The following is a 19,093-nucleotide window of genomic DNA, read 5'->3' as shown; positions in this document are numbered from 1 at the left end:
CTCATAATTTGCATCTTAATGAAATCATTTCCATCACTGTATTTTGCCAATTTATTTTTAATTATTGGTACCGGCTTACTTACAACCTATTTAGCCCTTTACTTAGGTAAACAAGGCACGTCTACGTTTTGGATAGGCCTAATGACCTCGTGTTATTACCTTGGCTTATTACTGGGTTCAAAACTTGGCTATCATTTAATTAAATCGGTGGGTCACATCAGAACCTTTGCCGCAAGTACCGCTGCAGTGACAGCCTGTGTGGCCGCACACGGAGTAAGCGACAATCTATATATATGGTTAGGCCTTAGGCTTTTTGTTGGCTTAGGGATGATGTGTAATTACATGGTGCTAGAAAGCTGGCTAAACGAACAATCAGCGCCTGAGTCTCGCGGGCGAGTCTTCTCTTTTTATATGATCACCTCTTACTTAGGCATGATTTTAGGCCAACTAGCGCTCGCACAATTTCCTGAGCTAGGGTATGCACCGCTATTTTTAGTATGCATGGCGTTGGCTATCGGTATTATTCCAATTTCTATCACTCGTAGAATTCACCCAAAACCGTTAAAGCCGATAAAAATGAGCCTGTTTGATTACGCTAAAAAAGTGCCACAGTCGCTTACTGCGGTGCACTTTGCAGGCATTATCAATGGTAGTTTTTATGGCCTAGCGCCTATATTTGCTAAGCTATCTGGCTTTGGTGCCGCAGAAATTGCTATTTTTATGTCGGTGACTATTTTTGCTGGTTTGCTAGCCCAGTGGCCAATGGGGATGCTCTCTGATCGCGTTCGTCGTAGCGTATTAATTCGAACTAATGCAGCAGCTATCGGTGTTGTAAGTTTGGCATTGTTTTTATTGCCTACTTCACAACTAACAGCTTACATACTCACTTTTATCTTTGGTTTATTTGCGTTTACTTTATATCCGCTTTGTTCGGCGCTAGCTAATTCGCGTGTTGAGGACGAAGAGCGCGTAGGCGTATCATCTGCATTATTAGTCGCTTTTGGCGCCGGTGCAGCAATAGGCTCAACAGTTAACGCACAGCTGATGACCTACTTTGGTCACCAAGCATTGTATGCGTCAATTTCGCTATTAACCGTGGCTATGTACTTATTACTCACGTTTATTAATTCTAAACAAAAAGTAGAGCAGCCTGAACCCAGTGATTATGTGGTCGGTACATCCGATGTTACCAACTCCCCACTGGCAGCTACGATGGATCCGCGCATTGAAGAAACTACCGCGCAAGATCAAATGTTGGTAGTAGATGAAGATGATGATGATGAATTTTTTGAGCATCCCCAAGGGGAGCTGTTTAAAGATCTTCACGAAGATGACGTGAAAAATTAACTTTTACTGCTTTAAAGGCTTTCAAAACAAGCCAAGCAAACATCAATTAAGGGAGTAATTATACTCCCTTAATTGTTTTAGCTTTTAAGCAAACCCTGTTTCAATATCTCGAAAAGTCCACTTCCCATTTGGATCTGCAATATCAATTAACTCACATGCCTTTTTATTCCATGCAGCCAAGCAAGTAATGTAGTTTGTTAGTTGGTGATATGCACGATCAGGAGCGTCAGGGCGAATTCTCGACATAGTAAACCCTGAATAAGTAGCACCACTACCCACCCAGCTCACAATTGAAGAAGCAACACTGCCACCAGGAACAGCAAAACCAACAGTTGTAGTAACAAGGCCTAAAATAGTTGCTGCTTTCTCAACACTATTACCTGTTTTCATAATATCTTCGTTTATCACTGGGTGTAATAAGGCTAATAAGTTGATTGCTTGGGGCTGATTTGAAGCAATAGCAACATCGTTAGATGTTTTTGCAACACTACCAGGTGCTGAAGCTCCCCCACGCATAGCTGGAAGTAAGCTATTAAAAGATTTTTGACTATTATTACTGGTAGAAAAAACAACGGACTGTGTCGTTAAGCCACCGGCTTTAACACGCTTTTGATCCCTAGGTGTTACAGTAGATTTATAGGTACGTTGTAAGCGGCGATAAACCGCAGCACTGCACTGTGTCATTTGGATTGCCAAAGCGGCTTGCTCTTTGAAAGCCCGCCCAATAGCGCGCTCAGAAAGTTGAGTTAGTTGCGCTTTTTTCTTCAGCACATTTTGACCAATGATAATATCCACAAAAATATCCTTATTTATTATATGATAAGGCCGATTCTAGCATAATGCTAAGCAGAGATAACAGCTCAAAAAGAAAAACCTCATTGGCTTATCTGTGGCTTAAGATCGTTTAAATCTAAATGGATAGTCATTTCAAAATTATCAGGCTGCACAGCAACATCACTCAAACCTGTTCTCGCAAAATAATCTTCAAAGTCTTGCTGATATTTAGCCGAAAACTGCGTATACGCGATAATAAACAAACTTAGCTTTTTAGCTATTATTGGATAGGTAACGGCAAGTTCCCGCAGTTTTTCAGGTTCAGCAAAGACAAATTCAGCATAAATATTAAAGTCGTTCTCAATATTAGTTTTACTATATTTAGATAAAAACAATTAAATTTTAAAACTATTTAACCCCTTTTCTATTTTTCAGCCGTTATAGCTCTGAAACAACATAATAAGTTAATTTGGAGCGGCTTATGCACACACTTGAATTTCCTAAAAACCCCATGTTCAAAACATCAACAGCTGTTATTGGCGGTGCTGTGATGACCTTCATCGCATTTGCCTTTATGCAATACTTAATTAGTGGCGAACAAAGAGCACCTATAAAATTGGGTGATGATATCACTGTTGAGATTTTTCAAGCACCAGAAGATAAACAAACCACGCATATTAAAAGAATACCGCCACCACCCACACCTAAAGTGCCGCCTAAAGCACCACCACGTGTAACACCTAGCAATGAGCCAATAACAGCAATAAGCACAGCACCACCCATAGTAATTGACGGATTTGGTAACGATATGAAGCAAGCACTGACCCGCCCTACGGGAGATGCTTCACCCATTGTGCGCATAAATCCAAAGTACCCAACTAGCGCAGCTCGTGATGGTATAGAAGGCTGGGTGCAACTTAGCTTTAATATTTCACCCACTGGTGAAGTGATTGATGCCACGATAGTAAATTCCGAGCCAAAACGCATATTTGATCGCGAAGCGCTTCGCGCAATTAAACGCTGGAAATATCGTCCAAAAGTAATTGAAGGTGTGGCACAATTACAAACAGGTCAAACCGTACAGCTTGATTTTAAATTAGACAGTTCGCAGTAAAGGAATAAGCGCCTATGCTATTGAGTATTAAGTCATGGTTATTTGAAGCGCCAAGCAAAGACTGCATGGCGCGGTATGCAAAAAGTGGCGACAACCGCCATTTAGAGCAGCTTATTGCCTTATACAGTAACGATTTATATCACTACCTAGTTACCCAGTCTAATACACATTTAGCATACGACGTAAGCCAACAAACATGGCTAAAGGTTATTGAAAAGCGCCACCTTTACCAAGCACAAACCACGCCCAAAGCCTGGTTATTTAAACTCGCACGCAACACCCTAATAGACGAATACCGTAAACAGCAACACTTTGTCGAGCTTGACGAAAACAGCCAACTACCAGCGCAAAATAACAATCAAAATGAATTAACAAATAGTGACTCACACATAGGCGACACACACATAAGTTATGAAGCGTTTAATGCTGCGCTCAAGCAACTTAGCTTTGTGCAGCGCGAAGCCATCACCTTACAACAAGAAGGCTTTAGCCTTGCCGATATAGAACTTATAACGCAAAGCAACGCCCAAACCATAAAAACAAGGCTACGCTACGCCAAACAAAACCTAAAACAATTATTAGGAGATTATAATGAACAAGCCTGATGAGCAGTTTGATGAAAAGCTCACACAACATTATAACGAGCGTAAAGCACGCACCAGACTTTCGCACGCTCAGCAACAGGCGTTAAAACATAGCGTAATCCAAAAACAACCTAAAAAGCTTGGCTTTGCCCTACAACTCACAAGCCTTACCTGCGCATTGGGCTTACTGGCTTTTATAGTGCTCGACAGTAACAACGTGATAAATACTGCCCCTAAAACCGTATTAAACACCATAGACATACACGACTACTCGTTTATAACAACGCATGAAATAGATCAAACAGGTAGCTACGCAAGCACCATAACGCAACAAAAACGCGCGCTCGACACCCAATTAGCAAACGACTTACGCCGCCATCAACAACACCAAATAGAATACGGCACGCTCGTAAAGGTCGACAACGACTGGTACATAGCCAGCTGCAATGACGAGGTACTCGTACAAATTAAGCAGTCACTGCTCAGTGATTTAAAAGGAAAACATGCAGTTGAAAGTAATATAAATACGGGTGACATACTCGCTATGGCACATAACGGCAAAGGGCAGATTATAGGGCTTAAACATGCAGGGGTTGGAGCCAAGCAGTGTAGGGCTTAATTTTTAATTAACTTAACCTGAAACTTAACTCAAATCTAAATACTTAAATGGAACTAAAGAAATGGAATTAAATTACATCATAGAAATAAGCAAAATAGTTGCGGTACTGTTTACTGGATTCTCATTTCTTTTTGGCATTTATATTTATATGATTAACTCAAAAAAAGAAAGAGTAAAATCAACTCTAGAATATTGGGGAAAGTTTTATCAAGAGATTATCCCATTCATTACTGCCTTTAATACACAGTATTCAGGTAAGCTCCATGCCAAAGAAATCAGGGAAATGGATAACCTACCTGATACAAAAAATACACTTCATAACATTCTTAATAAATATGAGCAGTTAGCTATAGGAATTGACTTAAAAGCATATGAAATAAAAGCTTTAAACTTATTATCTGGCCAAGAGATAATAAGTAGCTTTCATCGATACGAAGGATATATATTTCATAGACGTATTCAAAAGAACAACCCTCAAATATGGTCTCAATTCGAGGAGTTAACAAAAAACCTAATAAAGCTGCGAAATTCAAATAACTTTTAATTCGTTAAATACAAAAGTAAAACATTGAAGATTGAAGGCTTGAGAGAGTTTAAATGAAAAAAATACTATTCCTATTATTAACCTTAATATTTGTATCTGCCTGCGATTTTCAACAAAGCGAGCCTGAGATACCGAATAAGCCCAGTGGAGTACCAGATAAAGCATTTTGGGTCGGTGGTTTAGACGGCGGTGTATTTGTCTTAATAGAAAAGAATAAAAATTTAGAAGCAAATGAATATCTAGGTGAAATATATTTTGTATCCGGAGATATAGCGTACAAAGGAAAAATGAGTATTTTCCCAAAAGATAATTCCATTATAGATTATATGAACCCTAGAACTTACCAAGGCTGGGATGGAGATACCTTGTATGTTGTAGGGAATAAGCAACTCAATGTTCAAGAGTAAGCCAATAAAAAAGCCTGCATATTTGCAGGCTTTAAACTCACTCACTTTGTTGGGTTTCGCTACGCTCAACCCAACCTACAAAACAATTAAGCTCGTTACTAAGTAAGCAACAAACGTTAGGCCGCCGCCAACTAATGCATAGGGTAACTGGGTTTTAACGTGGGTGAGTAAATCACAACCTGAGGCAATGGCTGATACTGCGCTGGTGTCGGATATAGGGGAACAATGATCGCCAAATATCCCGCCGCCTAAAATAGCGCCTACCACCAGCGATGGCGGTAAACCAAGCGCTTGAATAAGCGGTACGCCAATGGGGATAAGTATGGCAAATGTGCCCCAAGATGTACCTGTAGTAAACGACATAACCGCACCGGTTAAAAATAGCACTGGCACTATTAAATATATCGGTAAGTAATCGCCAACCAAAGATGCCACAAACACGCCTGTACCTAGCTCTTTTAAGCTTGCGCCCAAGGTCAGCGAGAGCAATACAATACTTACCAGTGGGAGTAATTCGCCCATGCCTTTAAAGCCGGTATCAACAAGTTGGTGGTGGGTAAACTGGCGCGAACCAATCATTAAGCAATAGGCCACAACAATAGCCAGTACCGTGGCATACAATACCGATTTTGAACCACTGCCCTCGGCAAGTACGCCGTTACCAGTGTAAAACATAAAGCCAACCATACTAACAATTAACGTTAACAGTGGCACTAGCATAAAGCGTGCTTTAGAACCTGTTACTTCTTCTTTTAGTTCGGTTGTTTGTAGCTCTAGTTTTTGCTCGGCTACTTTCATTGGGCCATGTACTTTATCGAACGCAATGGTATAAAAAACAATAACTAGGGTGATTATGGCGTAAAAGTTATAGCCTACGCTGCCCCACAATACCGATACCGCCGACTCGCCTAATTCGTAATTACCTAACAAGCCCAGTACAAATGCACCCCAGCCATTTAATAATATTAAAATACACACAGGGGCGCTGGTGCTATCGATTATGTAAGCTAAACGCGCGCGGCTCATTTTAAATTTGTCGAACAGGCCACGAGATAAAATACCTGAGGTAAGCACACTTAAGTTTGACTCTATAAATACCGCAACGCCGGTAAACATAGTTAAAAAGCCCACTTGGCGCTTACTTTTCGCAACGCCTTTGTTCATTAGTAAATTAACGGTAGCAGCAACACCGCCCGATTCGCGAATATAGGCAAGTAAGGCGCCTATTAAAATACTAAAGATGAGTATACGGGTATTACCGGGAGAACTGGCCACAGCAACTATGCGCTCAATGCTATTTAAAAACGTAGTAAATACGCTATTTCCTTCACCTTGTAATGCGAGTAAAAATTCCGATGAAATTACCGCAACAAGCAGCGCCATAATGACTTCTTTGCGCCAAAACACAATAATAATGGCAATCAGCGGTGGCAAAATAGAATACCAATGCATAAACAAACCTTTTTAATTTTTATAATAAACGCGGCTTTAACAGCCTTGGTTAGTTAATAGTAAGCAGTTAACTTAATAGATTTACACCATTAAGTCACTCACTGAGTTTACTGATTTAACAGCGCCTCATAAATTAATGAAACAATAGAACCATATTGAGCTGTTTCAAAGTTTTTACCTACAAACTGATAACGTTTTTCACTACCTTTAATTGGTGAATGGCGTGCATTGGTAAGCAAAACAATAGCTAAATCGTAAGCGGGATCAATCACAGTTACTGTGCCAGTCCAACCTGTGTGTCCATAAGCTTGTGGGCTGGCATATGGGCCAAAGTGCCAGCGCCGCGCTTGATTATTTCCTGCAAGACGAAAACCTAAGCCGTAGGTTTCATCGGTACTTTGTGGGGTTAAAAACTGCGCCAAACTACTGGCATTAAAAATTTGCTTATCGCCGTAACCGCCCTTGTTGAGCAACACTTGGCATAAAACGGCTAAATCGGGGGCATTACTAAATAGTCCGGCATGGCCTGCTACACCATCAAGTGAATAAAAAGCACGCTCATCATGTACCTGCCCTTGCAGTACATTGGTGCGAATATTATCAAAATGAATACGGCCATCGCGGGTATTTCCACTTAGCTCCGTTGCGGCAAATTGCTGACGTTTAAAGCCTTTTTTAAGCGGGTTAAATAAGGTGTTATTGAGCTTTAAAGGCGCGTAAATATGCTGCTCTAGGTATTCGTCGAGCGGTTGGCCGCTAATACGCTCAATTAAAACACCTAAAATCATGTAATCAATATCAGAGTAAACATGCTGGGCGCTTGGCTCGCTAGCTAGTGGCACGCTGGTGAGCAGTAATTGTTTGGTGGTGTCGCTGGCTTGTGAAAAAAACGCCTCGCCATAGCGGGTATCTTTTCGATGAAAGTCGAACACTGGCGGATAACCGGCTTTATGAGTGAGTAAATCTTTAACTTGGCGCAGCTCTCGTCCATCGCCTTGGTATTCTGTTAGGTAATCACTCACTCTGTTATTTATATTTAATCGCCCTTCGCTCACAAGCTTCATTAGTGCAAAGTTAGTGGCAAATATCTTTGTGTTTGAGGCTAAATCAAAGAGTGTATTTGTTTGCATAGGCTCTGGGCGTAACAACATTAAGTCATTTTGCTGATATTGCTTGGCATCACCATAAGCGGTTAATTTTAATATCTTACCCGCTTTAACAATCGCTAGTACCGCACCAGGAAAGCCCGCACTTACATCTTTTTCTATTAGCTTATCTACCGCACTAAAATCAATGGTTTTAGCCGCTGAGCTATTTAGAGTAGCAAAGGCAAATCGCAGCGTTAAACTGCCGTCAGCAGGTTGAATGTTATCAATCTTAAAAGTGTTAACTCCATTGTGAGTGTACTGCCCTAAATTAAAGGCATACTCAGTATTTTTTTGCAGGGTATCAAGCGCTAACTTTTTATTATTAATATAAATATCGGCACTTAAGGCGCTTTCATTTTGTAGTAATAATTGCCCGCGCCCTTTATACGCTTTAAAGGTCCCACGATTATTTACATATTCTCGGCTACTGGGGTTGGACTCAGGAAAGGTAGCAATAACTTGCGCATTAGCGAGGCTCTGTATTTGATTAGGAATAAACGGGCGCTGAGATTTAATTGCACTGCTTGCGCCACTGCAACCGGTAATAATAAAGCAAAGCGCAATAGTCAGTGCGTTAAAAAAAGTATGCTTTGCTAACACGGAAAAATTTAAATACACACTCATTCCTTTATTGGTAGAGCAAATAAGGCGCTCTTTGCTGTTTAAATTGCTCGAGCCCGGCTTGCCAACTTTGTTTAATCTCCTCAGCTGAGTGCCCTGCTTCTATGGCAAGTCTTAATTTATCAGTTCCTGCGAGCTTATCCATAAAGTCGGCACGTTCAAAAAACGGCTGTTTAGCCTGAGTCAGTTGCTGGTAAGCATTAATTAAATAATTTAAGTTTAAACCGACGGTATCACTATGGCGTAAATCAATCCCTTTCACCATCTGGTTTTTAAATTTAGGATTAAGCGCTGCGCCTTTTATTGAACGCGGGGTAAAGCTAAAGTCCCCAAGTGCTACTGGTGAATAACCAATAACCTGAAAGGCAAAATCAGTTCCTCTACCTATGCTAACAGGGGTTGCCTCAAAAAAGCACAACGAGGGATAAAGCGCTATTGATTGATCGTTGGGTAAATTAGGGCTTGGCTTTACCGGCAAACTGTATGGCGTTGTGCGGGTATAGCCTGCAACAGGGATCACGTTTAGCTTTAAATCATGAGCTTGATTGATCCAGCCCTCGCCTTTGATCATTTTAGCTAGCTCGCCTACCGTCATACCGTGTAATACAGGGATTGGGTGCATACCCACAAACGATTTAAACTGCGGCTCTAAAATTGGCCCGTCAATGTGGCTAATATTAGGATTTGGCCTATCAAGTACTATAAATTCAACACCTTGTTCAGCCGCAGCCTCCATCATGTAATGCATAGAGCTAATGTAAGTATAAAAACGTACGCCCACATCTTGAATATCAAAAATAATGATATCAACATCGCTAAGCACCTTGGCGCTTGGTTTTTTGTTTTTACCGTAAATAGAAATCAGTGGAATACCGGTTTTGCTATCAACGGCGTTTTTAACATGTGCTCCCGCATCATGATCGCCTCGAAAGCCATGCTCAGGTGCAAAAATTTTAGTGATGTTGATGTTTTTAGCCAGCAAGCTATCAACCAGATGTGTTTGACCCACGACAGAAGTTTGATTAACCACCAGCCCTACACGTTTATTTTTTAATTGCGGTAAGTACAAAGCAAATTGCTCTGCACCAACGGCGATTGCATGTTTAGCCTCATTTGCATGTGTAGCAACAGTAAAAAGTGCGCTTAAAATAAATAAGAATGTAAAAAATACGGTTTTAAACATACAGCAAGATCCTTTTAAACAAGACGTTCAAAATAACACAGCCGAGTTTAAAGAGCAGCTTAGGTTTTAGGTTTTAGGTTTTAGGTTTTAGGTTTTAGGAATGAGAAGCTGCGCTGCTAATATAAGCAAGTTCTTTGTATATTTAAGTTTTTAAAGCCGTTATTCACAAAGAGGTTAAGAGCCGCTGCGCTTTTAGAGAAGTAATTAAAAATTTATAAGTCAAAAGCAACGTAAGCAAAGCTCTACGTTTACATTAAAAATGTTGGCGGTGGTATTATTTAAAAAACCACCGTTATTGTTTTATTAAGCTTTTTAAATTTTTACTGTACGTTCTACTCACCTTTAGGTTTTTTTCATTATCTAACACTGCCATGTATTCAGAGTTACGTAATGGGTTGAGCTGTTTGATGTGGCTTAAATTAACAATGGTTGATTTATGTATGCGTAAGAAGTCTTCTGGTAAGGTGTTTTTTTCAAGATCTTTTAAACGCGCTCGCATTACATAGGTTTCTATCAGTGTATGAACACACATATAATCGCCAGCGGCGTCGATCCATAAAATATCTTTAAACGGAATTATTTGAATCGGGTTTTTAGCATCTTGGATCACTAAGTTTTCGGCTTCAAATTTATAGTCAGAATTAGCAGAAGCAGCGATTTCGTCGGGGTCATTTTTCACCAATGACTGCTGTACTTCAATGAGCTCGTTTTTACTATTTAGCTTTGCAGTATTAATAACTCTATCAATCGCTTCAGCTAAGCGGTCTAACTTAACGGGTTTAAGTAAGTAATCAAGTGCGCGCACTTCAAATGCTTTAACCGCATGTTGGTGAAATGCAGTAACAAAAATAACCGCTGGGCAGCTTTCTGGCTGAAAATGTTTAATTAACTCAAAGCCTGATTTTGTTGGCATTTCTATATCTAAAAAAACTAAATCTACGTCATGTTTGTTCAGTATATTAATTGCTTCATCAACACTTTGGGCACTGCCAATCACGTCTATTTCGTCAAAAGCTTCCAAACGAATACGTAACCCTTCAATAGCGCTGTATTCATCGTCAACCAGTAAAGTTTTTAATTGAATCATTATTGCAAACCATTAATAGGAAGAGAAATACACAGCCATGCGCCGCCTGTTTTGGCATTGCCTTTTTCAATGTGGTGGCTGTTTCCATAGATTAATTTTAAGCGTTGCTCACAATTAGCTAAGCCTATGCCTCTTTTTGATTTTTTATTGTCGTTAAACCCTTTGCCAGTATCTGCAACTTTAATGAGCAATGCGGTTTTTGTTTTTTCAACATTGATTGTGATCACCATTTTTTGATCTGCTCGCATGCCATGTTTTAAGGCATTTTCGACTAAAGGTTGAATTAATAAAGAAGGGATTAATAAATCGTTGCATGGTTCATCAACGCTTATATTTACTTCTAACCGGTCGGTAAATCGGCATTGCTCTATATCTAAGTAGGTTTTTAATATGGCAATTTCTTCTTTAATCGCTACTTTTTCAAGTGGGTCGGTATACAAGCTATGGCGCAGTAGGTCACATAGTTTTTCGAGCATATTAACAGCCTGCAAACTTTCTTTTTTTAAGATTAAGGTGCAAATGGCATTAATGCTGTTAAACATAAAATGCGGGTTAAGCTGGTATCGTAGCATTTTAAGTTGCGACTCTTTGGCAAGGTGCGTCGCTTCGGCGGCTTTTTGAGTTTGCTCTAAATTATCTAAATAAATTTTAATTGCATAATAAAAAGCAGTCCATGTTGAAAGCATAGTTAACGATGCTGACGTCCAAGTACCAAAGTCAAACCACGACATGGCAAGCCAGCCATTGCCATATAACCATTGCAAAGTGACCCACTTTATTTGTGTCCAAACTAATGTTGCAGTTAACAACAGTATTAAGTGTGATGCGACTTTAGTTTTGAATGCGTGCTTGCTTGAGCAGTTGTAAGCTCTTCTTAAAGCTAGCGTGATCAAAAAACCACATGTTACATCAATGATTAAATGCGGTATGTGTATTGACCACGGCTCTTCGCTGGGTATTTTAATCATCAGCTCAGTTAGCATTGCATATACAATCCAACCACAACTTTGAAATAACCAGAAAAGGTGGCTTCTGGGGTTTTTGGCATTCACATTCGTAGATCCAGTTTTAAAGGCAGCCGATTATCTGTTCTTTGTCGACTGCCATTGAGTGTGGCTAATTTGCGCAACTTAATTTTGAAGCATTATTATCTGGCTTCTTCGTTAAGGTTACATCTGCAATTGCTAAGCGTAAGTTACGACTAGTTACGCGCAGTACATCTGTTATCTCTGCAGATACATCGCCATCATTACAATTTAACGGTATTGCCAAAGTATGCCAGCGTTTATCAGACATTACCTTGTTTAACGATGAAAATTTAATGCTTCTTAAACAATTACTTTCGTTACACATAAGCTGTAATTTAGTGTCTTGCTCAGGCGCTTTATCTAACCGCAGTTTTAATTCAAGATAGGCGTTATTAAATTTGCTATCAAGTAGTTCAGGCTTTAAATAGCTTAGACTCAGCGTTGCATTAGCAAATTGAGATGGCCAACTAAATTGTCTTGCATCTTCTTGATACGACAAGTTCACAGACTGCATGAGCAGACTTTTTTTATCACCACTGGTTGCCGATGAGCCGGTCGTTAAAACGTGTGCTGTTGTGCTATCTGTTAGTTTCCAAGTTAGGTTTTTAGCTAAGCTTCTTACAAACAAAGGCTGGGCATTACTTTTTACGTTCTTTCTAGGCGTGGTTTTTTCACTTAAGGCGGACATATTGATGCTGTCTTGATAAGTTAACCCATAACCATACGCAAACAAGGGATCGTAATTGGCATCACCACGGTTTAAATTAAATTGCTCATCGTATTTTGGCCATGAAAAACTCAGCTTACCGACAAAATCAAACTGAGCATTCCCTTGTCGGTCAGTGAGTAATACATCGGCAACACCTTGGCCTTCAGAACCTGGCAACCATGCAGCAACAAAAGCATCAGATGCATTGAGCTCTTTATTTACCCAAAGCGGGCGGCCACTCAAAAAGACGGTGACAACAGGAATATTATCGGCCTTAAGTTTACGAAGTAATTTGAGAGCCTGTTTAGTTTCAGGCTGAAACTCTAGTCGTTCTATATCTCCAAACCACTCTGCATAAGGTTCTTCACCAATAACTACAATGGCTACGTCTGGCTTGGTTTTATACTCACCAGACTCACTTAAGCTTATTTCACCACCTGCTTTTAAAACGGATGATTGTAATCCTGAGAAAATAGAGGTCGCATTTAAAAAGTCACTGTTGGTGTTGTCAGTGCCTTGCCAAGACACACTCCAACCACCTGCTTGCATATTGATTGCATTAGCGCCTTTGCCGGCAACCAAAATATGGCTAGCTGGGTTTATTGGCAACAGGTTATTGTTGTTTTTTAATAACACTAATGACTTTCTTACCGCTTCTCTTGCCAGCTCTCGATGTTCAGGAGCACCTAACCATTGCGGGTATTGTGACTCAGGACGCGAGGATGGTTTACCCTTTGTAAACACACCCCAGCGAATTTTAGCTCTTAAAAAACGTCTAACAGCATCATCTATTCGTGATTGAGGTATAACACCCGCTTTCACTTGCTCAACAGTATTATGATAAAAGGCTTCAAAATGCTCTGGCACCATGATCACATCAACGCCCGCGTTAATTGCTTGCGCACATTGCTCTAAATCGCAGCCTTCTACAAACTTATGCGCATTCCAATCGCTTACAACAAAGCCATCAAAACCTAACTGGTTTTTAAGTACATCCGTTAATAAATGTTTATCGCCATGTACACGTTTACCATTCCAGCTATTGAAGGATGCCATAACGGATTGCACTCCCTCATTAATCGCTGAAAAGTAACCCGGGCTGTGAATATCTCTTAACCCTTTTTCATCAATTAGCGTATTACCGCGGTCAATACCTCGCTCAGTTCCTCCATCTCCCACAAAGTGCTTAGCGGTGGCAATACGGTTACTGCCTTTTAAAAAGTCAGCGCCTATGTCACCTTGAATACCAGTCACCATGTTACCCGCATAGTATTTAACTAAGTCAGGATCTTCTGAATAGCTTTCATAGGTTCTCCCCCAGCGTTCATCTCTGACAACCGCTACTGTGGGTGCAAAACTCCACTCAATACCCGTGGCCGACACTTCCTTTGCTGTTGCTTGCCCTATACGTTTTATTAAATCGCCATCGCGCGCTGCGCCTAAGCCAATATTGTGCGGAAATAACGTAGCACCATACACATTGCTATGCCCATGCATGGCATCGGTCCCCCACACCGTCGGGATCGCAATACCATCTATAGTCGAATCCATAGAAGCCAGGTACATTTCATCTGCGTATTTTAACCAAGTAGCTTGATCCGCTCGTTTGTTACCATAAGGGGCGGTATTCCCGCCATTTAGATAAGAGCCAAATCCATACTTTTTCATTTGCTCGACAGTTAAATAGCCAATTTCTGGCTGTATCATTTGCGCAACTTTTTGCTCTATAGTCATTGTTTCGAGCAGTTTATCAATCTGTTTTTCAACGGCAGGATCACGCTTAAGTTGTGTGTTCACATAAGGCCAATTAACTTGCTGATTGTCTGCACTCAATACATTTTGGCAGTTGAACATGCCAAAAACAGGCAATAAGCAAAGTAATAATTTAGGGTGTTTTATTTTCGACATTTAAAACCTTCGAGATTAAATACTGTTTTATAAATACGGATTGATTAATTTAGTGTGGAATATATTCAATAAAATCATAATATGCCCACGAAGGGCTGCCGTAGTATTGACCCGGAAAGTAATTTCCTTGAGTCGAGTTGTCACCATTCCACTGGTTAATCATTATTTTTGTTTTATCAATTGGCCACGCATAGCTGGGAATTTCATTATTAGCTATTACGCCATCCCCATTGTCTTTGTACATCACTCTAATTGTTTTCTCGTTTCCTTGTGAGTCGAAGAGATACCAACGAATTGATGAACTAGACCAGTCGAAGCCAATGGTTAATAAGTTTTCTCTGTAATCAAGCCCGAATTGGCTTAAATCAATATCCTCTTCCCAGCTTTGATATGTGCCTCCTTGGGGCTGGTAGATAACATTGGTATGAACGACATTGCCTAAAGAAGGTAATAGTTCGATATCTATCTCTTGCCACGCACGTCCTGGCGAATCCCACCATGAGGTGTAAGTAAAAATAGAAGACACGGTACCGGCGATATTGCCCGACTTAACACTACCTTGTACCTTACCAAAACTATAAAAGTGATTACTTTGCAGCTCAGCACACGCACCTTCTGATAAGGAAAGAGTGATTCCGTGTTGACTTGGATTAATCATTCCTGGAGTAAATTCGCAGCCAAAAGGCGAGCCATTATCGCCACTACGTGCACTCCAAATACGAGTGTCAAATCCCCACGAAAAATCGTCTTTAAAATAGTTAGCGTGTGTGGCGGGTGAAATAACTATAAGGCCAGCAACCAAGGTTGAAATTAGCTTCGTTTTCATTATTAAATTCCTTATTTAATCAAGCACCTCCTACAGTACTCTAGCCTGTAGGAGGATAATTTTTTACTCGGTTATTTAGAATGAAAAACCCGCTCTCATACCGTAGTATCTCGGCATGCCAAAGCTGCCTTTAGGGATCCCTTTGCCAGTATTATTCCAGTATTGAATAGTTTCATCTGAGGCATTATTAACAAACACTTCTGCAAACCAGTTTTGTCCTTGCGGCTCATACTTAATAGAGGCGTTAAATACGGCAAATGCATCGCGGCTATCATCGATATATTTTGTTGCTTTATCTGGCACTTGAAAATCCATGTCATCTAAATGTTTATCAACATTCCATACCGTTGAGTACGATTCATCTTTCCAGCTGGCATTTAGCCATGCGTGAACAAAACCATATTCCCCTAAGTTAAGTGTATGTGTGTAACTTATATTGGCGGTGAACTCAGGGGTCATTGCTAAATTATTCCCCTTAAGATTGGTAGCTAACAGGGTGTTTTCAGGATCTTTTGATTCTTCATAAGAAATATCAAACAGATACTCCGCGTCGTAGTCCCATTTAGTATTCCAATCTTCAGTAACTTTTGCATCAGTCCACGTTACGTAACCACTAATTCGACCATTTGGATACGGCTTCCAGTCAAACTCAAGCTCAATCCCTTTTATTGTTGAACCAGGGACATTTTGTGTGTAATAAGCAATGACAGGTTTGTTTTGAAAATCAAGAACAGGCTCGCCATTACCGTCTAAAACGGGAGAGCCATCTTCATCTTCGACTACAGATAAGCGCTCAACATTACCGATAGAGCCTACAGATGCATATTGCATATCGGTGTAGTCAGTATAGAAAAATGCCGCTTTTAAGTTTAATGAGTTATCAAAAAAGCTCGATTTAGCCCCTAATTCCCAAGTAAGTACTTCTTCTGGATTAAACTTGGTTTCAAAACGAGTAACGTCACCGGTTCTGTCGTTTACCACTTCGTAAACATCACCAATACCACCGGCTTTAAAGCCACTGGCAAGATAGGTATAAACCATGGTTTCAGGTGAAATGTCATAATCTAAACCGACACGAAAATCATGGTGTTTCCAGCTTCCCTTATTGTCGTTTTCAAAGTACGACGCATAAATAGAAGGGTCTTCGTAGTAATCAACAGGAAGGTTATTTAAATCAGTTCTATTTAACCAACCTACGGCGCAGCCATCAGCATTAGAACAGCGATAGGTTTTTCCGCCTTTATCTTCTTTTGTTTCATCACTAAATCGATAGCCAAGTGTTAGGTGTAACTTTTCAGTTAAGTTGTATGTACCTTGACCAAATAATGCGAGGGCATCGGTAGAACGATCGGGTTGATCCCAAAATGCTTTGTCATCCATAGGATTATCGTAATAACCTAAGGTTTTTGTTCTTTCATGAAAGTAATTTATACCTGCAATCCAGATAAAGTCGCCATATTCATCAGATTGTATTTGCAGCTCAGTTGAAAAAGATTCTGCGCCAGTGCCGTCTAAAAAGTAAGTTGCGCCATCCCAAGGGTCTAAACCTACTTCACTATCTTGTGCTGAAGAGCGTTCCATATCTTCATAGCCCAATAACCAGACAAGCGAATATTCATCGTTTATGTCGTAGTTAAGAGTATTTCTTAAGTACGTAATGTCTAAATTAAGCTTACCGGGTACATTTACAACCGCCTGATAAGTATTATCGCTGGGTAAAAAGTTGGTGCAGTCACCACCTAGTTCAGCACTTCTGCCGCGAATTTTATCGCAGTTAACTAAATCTAGGTTGTTGTTGCTATCATTTACATACTTTTGAAAAACAGTGTGGTTTGAAAAATTACCATCTAAAGGCTCCCATAGGGTGCTAACTCTAAATGAATATTCATCTGCATTATTGTAAAAATTGCTTTTATCAGCTGGTGTTAGTGCGCGAACTTTTTGCGCTTCTGGATCTGTGCCAGCGCCATCTATCCACCAGTTTTCTCGTTGGGTAATTGTTTGACCCACACCTTGATAAGAATCTTCAGAGATTACCGGCGCATTAAGAATATCGTCGCTTAAACGTCTTGAGTCATATTGGTTAGGATCGTAATACCCTTCTAAATAAGAATCCCGTTTCAAGCCTTTTCCTGAAAACCTAACGGCAAATTCATCATTAATAGGAATATTTAAAACGGCATCAATATTTTTACTATTAAAGTTTCCCGCTTCGATACTAACGTTGCCATATAAGTCGGTAAACTCTGGCTTTGCTGAAATAACATTGATACTACCCACCGTTGAGTTACGACCAAATAGGGTGCCTTGTGGGCCCCTTAGTGCTTCAACTCTGTCTATGTCATACATCAATGCAAGGGCACCTTGCATACGTGGTGAGTAAATACCATCAAGGTGAACACCCACAGCCGGATCGCCAAGCTCAGTAATATTGGTAGAGCGTACACCTCGCATAGAAATAACCGGCGCAGCTTGATCTGTTGCAGTTGAAATATCTAAGCCAGGAACTAAGTTAGCAATATCCTTAACGCTATTAACACCGTTTCTTTTCAGCTCGGCTTCAGTTAATGCTGTAATGGCGACAGGTGTTTCCATTAGTCTTGTTTTGCGCTTAGTTGCTGTTACCGAAATGATTTCTAATGAAACTGTTTCTTTTTCTGACGCTTGCTTTTTATCCGTAGAAGCTTCTTGAGCATTCAATGGCATTGAACAAGCCAGCGCAACGGCTATTGATAGTGCTGTTTTATTTATTGTGTGCATGTTTGACCTTTTGGATGTGTGTGTAAACGTTAAACTTTGTTACTTTTATTTAACAGTCTTATAGTATCCATACGGCTTATTTTTAATACTAGTCAAATACGCCAAGGCGAGTTAGATATAATACAAACCGAAATTGCTCTCTAATTTATGAAGCCAAAACTAGATAAATCTCGAGTATTTTCTCCGTAGTCTAGCCTTTTGATTCTATTTCAGACATAAAAAATCGGCTTAGTGTCGGCTTATTTATAAAAGCGGTAGAAGCAGGATATCTCTTGTAAGGGTTAACCTGTGACTGCCTGGTTCGTAGCTAGAAGAAGCGGCACATCTCCGTGAGCAAGCAAGCCCTTTGTCTACATTGAAAAGTTGGCGGTGGTATTATTTCTAGACCGTAGCTTACAGACATTTAAATACTCATTGTGATTTTGAACTTCTCATTTGCTCCTCATTCATTTCTCTTTGTGCATTTAGGTTTTTAAGGGCGTTATTCACAAAGAGCTTAAGAGGCGCTGCGCTTTTAGAGAAGTGACTGGATGCAAAATTTAGCGGTGTACATAATTGGGTTTAACTAATATCTGTTAGCTGTCTCAAATTTCAGGCACAAAAAAACCGACTTAATGTCGGCTTATGTATGAAAGTGGTGAGCGCAGGACGTATCTTTTAAGAGTGAACCTCTGACCATCTGGTTCGTAGCTAGCTACTTTCCCATATTCACTTTATTTTAGGCACAAAAAAACCGACTTAATGTCGGCTTATTTATGAAAGTGCTGGGCGAGGACGTATCTTGTAAGAGTGAACCTCTGACAGTCTGGTTCGTAGCTAGCTACTTTGCCAATTTCACTTTATTTTAGGCACAAAAAAACCGACTTTCGTCGGTTTCTTTTCTATTAACTTTTGTAGTAATAGAAAGTGGTGGGCGCAGGAGGATTCGAACCTCCGACCGCCTGGTTCGTAGCCAGGTACTCTATCCAGCTGAGCTATGCGC

General features: G+C 40.2%; 16 protein-coding genes. 6 read left to right on the top strand and 10 right to left on the bottom strand.

Going from position 1 to position 19,093, the window contains the following annotated elements:
- The first annotated feature begins 18 nt into the window (after positions 1-18).
- Entirely contained in the window at positions 19-1,347 is a 1,329-nt protein-coding gene (locus MTF66_RS28580; protein ID WP_248529373.1) for an MFS transporter, read from the top strand.
- 84 nt (positions 1,348-1,431) lie between these two features.
- Here MTF66_RS28580 and MTF66_RS28575 read toward each other — a convergent pair whose 3' ends face one another.
- Both MTF66_RS28575 and MTF66_RS28570 read right to left on the bottom strand, forming a co-directional pair.
- A complete protein-coding gene (locus tag MTF66_RS28575) occupies positions 1,432-2,142 on the bottom strand; it encodes a hypothetical protein (RefSeq protein ID WP_010387555.1) in 711 nt (236 codons plus the stop codon).
- 80 nt (positions 2,143-2,222) lie between these two features.
- On the bottom strand, positions 2,223-2,516 hold the full coding sequence (locus tag MTF66_RS28570; protein ID WP_248529372.1) for a hypothetical protein: 294 nt from the start codon (positions 2,514-2,516) through the stop codon (positions 2,223-2,225).
- Positions 2,517-2,602: 86 nt separating this feature from the next.
- On the opposite strand from MTF66_RS28570, the gene MTF66_RS28565 reads away from it, so the two are divergent.
- The 5 genes from MTF66_RS28565 (at position 2,603) to MTF66_RS28545 (ending at position 5,389) form a co-directional block, all read left to right on the top strand.
- Positions 2,603-3,235, top strand: a complete 633-nt coding sequence (locus MTF66_RS28565) for an energy transducer TonB (protein WP_193050872.1) — start codon at positions 2,603-2,605, stop codon at positions 3,233-3,235.
- 14 nt (positions 3,236-3,249) lie between these two features.
- Positions 3,250-3,840: a sigma-70 family RNA polymerase sigma factor gene (locus MTF66_RS28560; protein WP_193050870.1), complete on the top strand. Its 591-nt coding sequence runs from the start codon at positions 3,250-3,252 to the stop codon at positions 3,838-3,840.
- The gene (locus MTF66_RS28555; RefSeq protein WP_248529371.1) at positions 3,827-4,438 is read left to right on the top strand and encodes a hypothetical protein; all 612 of its coding nucleotides are present in this window, start codon (positions 3,827-3,829) and stop codon (positions 4,436-4,438) included. Before MTF66_RS28560 ends, MTF66_RS28555 begins: the two co-directional genes overlap by 14 nt.
- Positions 4,439-4,499: 61 nt before the next feature.
- Positions 4,500-4,982, top strand: coding sequence for a DUF4760 domain-containing protein (locus tag MTF66_RS28550; protein WP_138623744.1), 483 nt, complete (start codon positions 4,500-4,502; stop codon positions 4,980-4,982).
- A gap of 53 nt (positions 4,983-5,035) precedes the next feature.
- Positions 5,036-5,389, top strand: coding sequence for a hypothetical protein (locus MTF66_RS28545; protein WP_138623742.1), 354 nt, complete (start codon positions 5,036-5,038; stop codon positions 5,387-5,389).
- 75 nt (positions 5,390-5,464) lie between these two features.
- Here MTF66_RS28545 and MTF66_RS28540 read toward each other — a convergent pair whose 3' ends face one another.
- The 8 genes from MTF66_RS28540 to MTF66_RS28505 form a co-directional block, all read right to left on the bottom strand.
- Positions 5,465-6,841 (bottom strand): Na+/H+ antiporter NhaC family protein, encoded by a 1,377-nt coding sequence (locus tag MTF66_RS28540; protein ID WP_138623740.1) that lies wholly within the window; start codon positions 6,839-6,841, stop codon positions 5,465-5,467.
- Positions 6,842-6,948: 107 nt separating this feature from the next.
- The gene (gene pbp4b / locus MTF66_RS28535; protein WP_248529370.1) at positions 6,949-8,613 is read right to left on the bottom strand and encodes a penicillin binding protein PBP4B; all 1,665 of its coding nucleotides are present in this window, start codon (positions 8,611-8,613) and stop codon (positions 6,949-6,951) included.
- Between the two features lie 4 nt (positions 8,614-8,617).
- Positions 8,618-9,793 (bottom strand): exo-beta-N-acetylmuramidase NamZ domain-containing protein, encoded by a 1,176-nt coding sequence (locus MTF66_RS28530; protein ID WP_248529369.1) that lies wholly within the window; start codon positions 9,791-9,793, stop codon positions 8,618-8,620.
- Between the two features lie 292 nt (positions 9,794-10,085).
- Positions 10,086-10,880 (bottom strand): LytTR family DNA-binding domain-containing protein, encoded by a 795-nt coding sequence (locus MTF66_RS28525; RefSeq protein ID WP_248529368.1) that lies wholly within the window; start codon positions 10,878-10,880, stop codon positions 10,086-10,088.
- Positions 10,880-11,863, bottom strand: a complete 984-nt coding sequence (locus MTF66_RS28520; RefSeq protein WP_008111366.1) for a sensor histidine kinase — start codon at positions 11,861-11,863, stop codon at positions 10,880-10,882. Before MTF66_RS28520 ends, MTF66_RS28525 begins: the two co-directional genes overlap by 1 nt.
- Positions 11,864-11,996: 133 nt before the next feature.
- The gene (locus tag MTF66_RS28515; RefSeq protein WP_248529367.1) at positions 11,997-14,525 is read right to left on the bottom strand and encodes a glycoside hydrolase family 3 N-terminal domain-containing protein; all 2,529 of its coding nucleotides are present in this window, start codon (positions 14,523-14,525) and stop codon (positions 11,997-11,999) included.
- A 49-nt stretch (positions 14,526-14,574) separates the two neighbouring features.
- Positions 14,575-15,351 (bottom strand): family 16 glycosylhydrolase, encoded by a 777-nt coding sequence (locus tag MTF66_RS28510; protein ID WP_075169810.1) that lies wholly within the window; start codon positions 15,349-15,351, stop codon positions 14,575-14,577.
- Between the two features lie 75 nt (positions 15,352-15,426).
- Complete coding sequence (locus tag MTF66_RS28505) at positions 15,427-18,111, bottom strand: TonB-dependent receptor (RefSeq protein ID WP_248529366.1); 2,685 nt, start codon at positions 18,109-18,111, stop codon at positions 15,427-15,429.
- Positions 18,112-19,093: the final 982 nt, after the last annotated feature.

Source organism: Pseudoalteromonas sp. 2CM39R, from assembly GCF_023161845.1.
Note: the sequence above shows the minus strand (reverse complement) of the source record. Positions and strands in the feature narration are given on the sequence as shown.

Bases quoted from the DNA above. Each gene is read 5' to 3' on its own strand.
- MTF66_RS28555 (WP_248529371.1), top strand. From the start codon at position 3,827: ATGAACAAGCCTGATGAGCAGTTTGATGAAAAGCTCACACAACATTAT.
- MTF66_RS28565 (WP_193050872.1), top strand. From the start codon at position 2,603: ATGCACACACTTGAATTTCCTAAAAACCCCATGTTCAAAACATCAACA.
- MTF66_RS28520 (WP_008111366.1), bottom strand. From the start codon at position 11,863: ATGCTAACTGAGCTGATGATTAAAATACCCAGCGAAGAGCCGTGGTCA.
- MTF66_RS28540 (WP_138623740.1), bottom strand. From the start codon at position 6,841: ATGCATTGGTATTCTATTTTGCCACCGCTGATTGCCATTATTATTGTG.
- MTF66_RS28525 (WP_248529368.1), bottom strand. From the start codon at position 10,880: ATGATTCAATTAAAAACTTTACTGGTTGACGATGAATACAGCGCTATT.
- MTF66_RS28510 (WP_075169810.1), bottom strand. From the start codon at position 15,351: ATGAAAACGAAGCTAATTTCAACCTTGGTTGCTGGCCTTATAGTTATT.
- MTF66_RS28515 (WP_248529367.1), bottom strand. From the start codon at position 14,525: ATGTCGAAAATAAAACACCCTAAATTATTACTTTGCTTATTGCCTGTT.
- MTF66_RS28530 (WP_248529369.1), bottom strand. From the start codon at position 9,793: ATGTTTAAAACCGTATTTTTTACATTCTTATTTATTTTAAGCGCACTT.
- MTF66_RS28560 (WP_193050870.1), top strand. From the start codon at position 3,250: ATGCTATTGAGTATTAAGTCATGGTTATTTGAAGCGCCAAGCAAAGAC.
- MTF66_RS28580 (WP_248529373.1), top strand. From the start codon at position 19: ATGAAATCATTTCCATCACTGTATTTTGCCAATTTATTTTTAATTATT.
- pbp4b (WP_248529370.1), bottom strand. From the start codon at position 8,613: ATGAGTGTGTATTTAAATTTTTCCGTGTTAGCAAAGCATACTTTTTTT.
- MTF66_RS28505 (WP_248529366.1), bottom strand. From the start codon at position 18,111: ATGCACACAATAAATAAAACAGCACTATCAATAGCCGTTGCGCTGGCT.
- MTF66_RS28545 (WP_138623742.1), top strand. From the start codon at position 5,036: ATGAAAAAAATACTATTCCTATTATTAACCTTAATATTTGTATCTGCC.
- MTF66_RS28550 (WP_138623744.1), top strand. From the start codon at position 4,500: ATGGAATTAAATTACATCATAGAAATAAGCAAAATAGTTGCGGTACTG.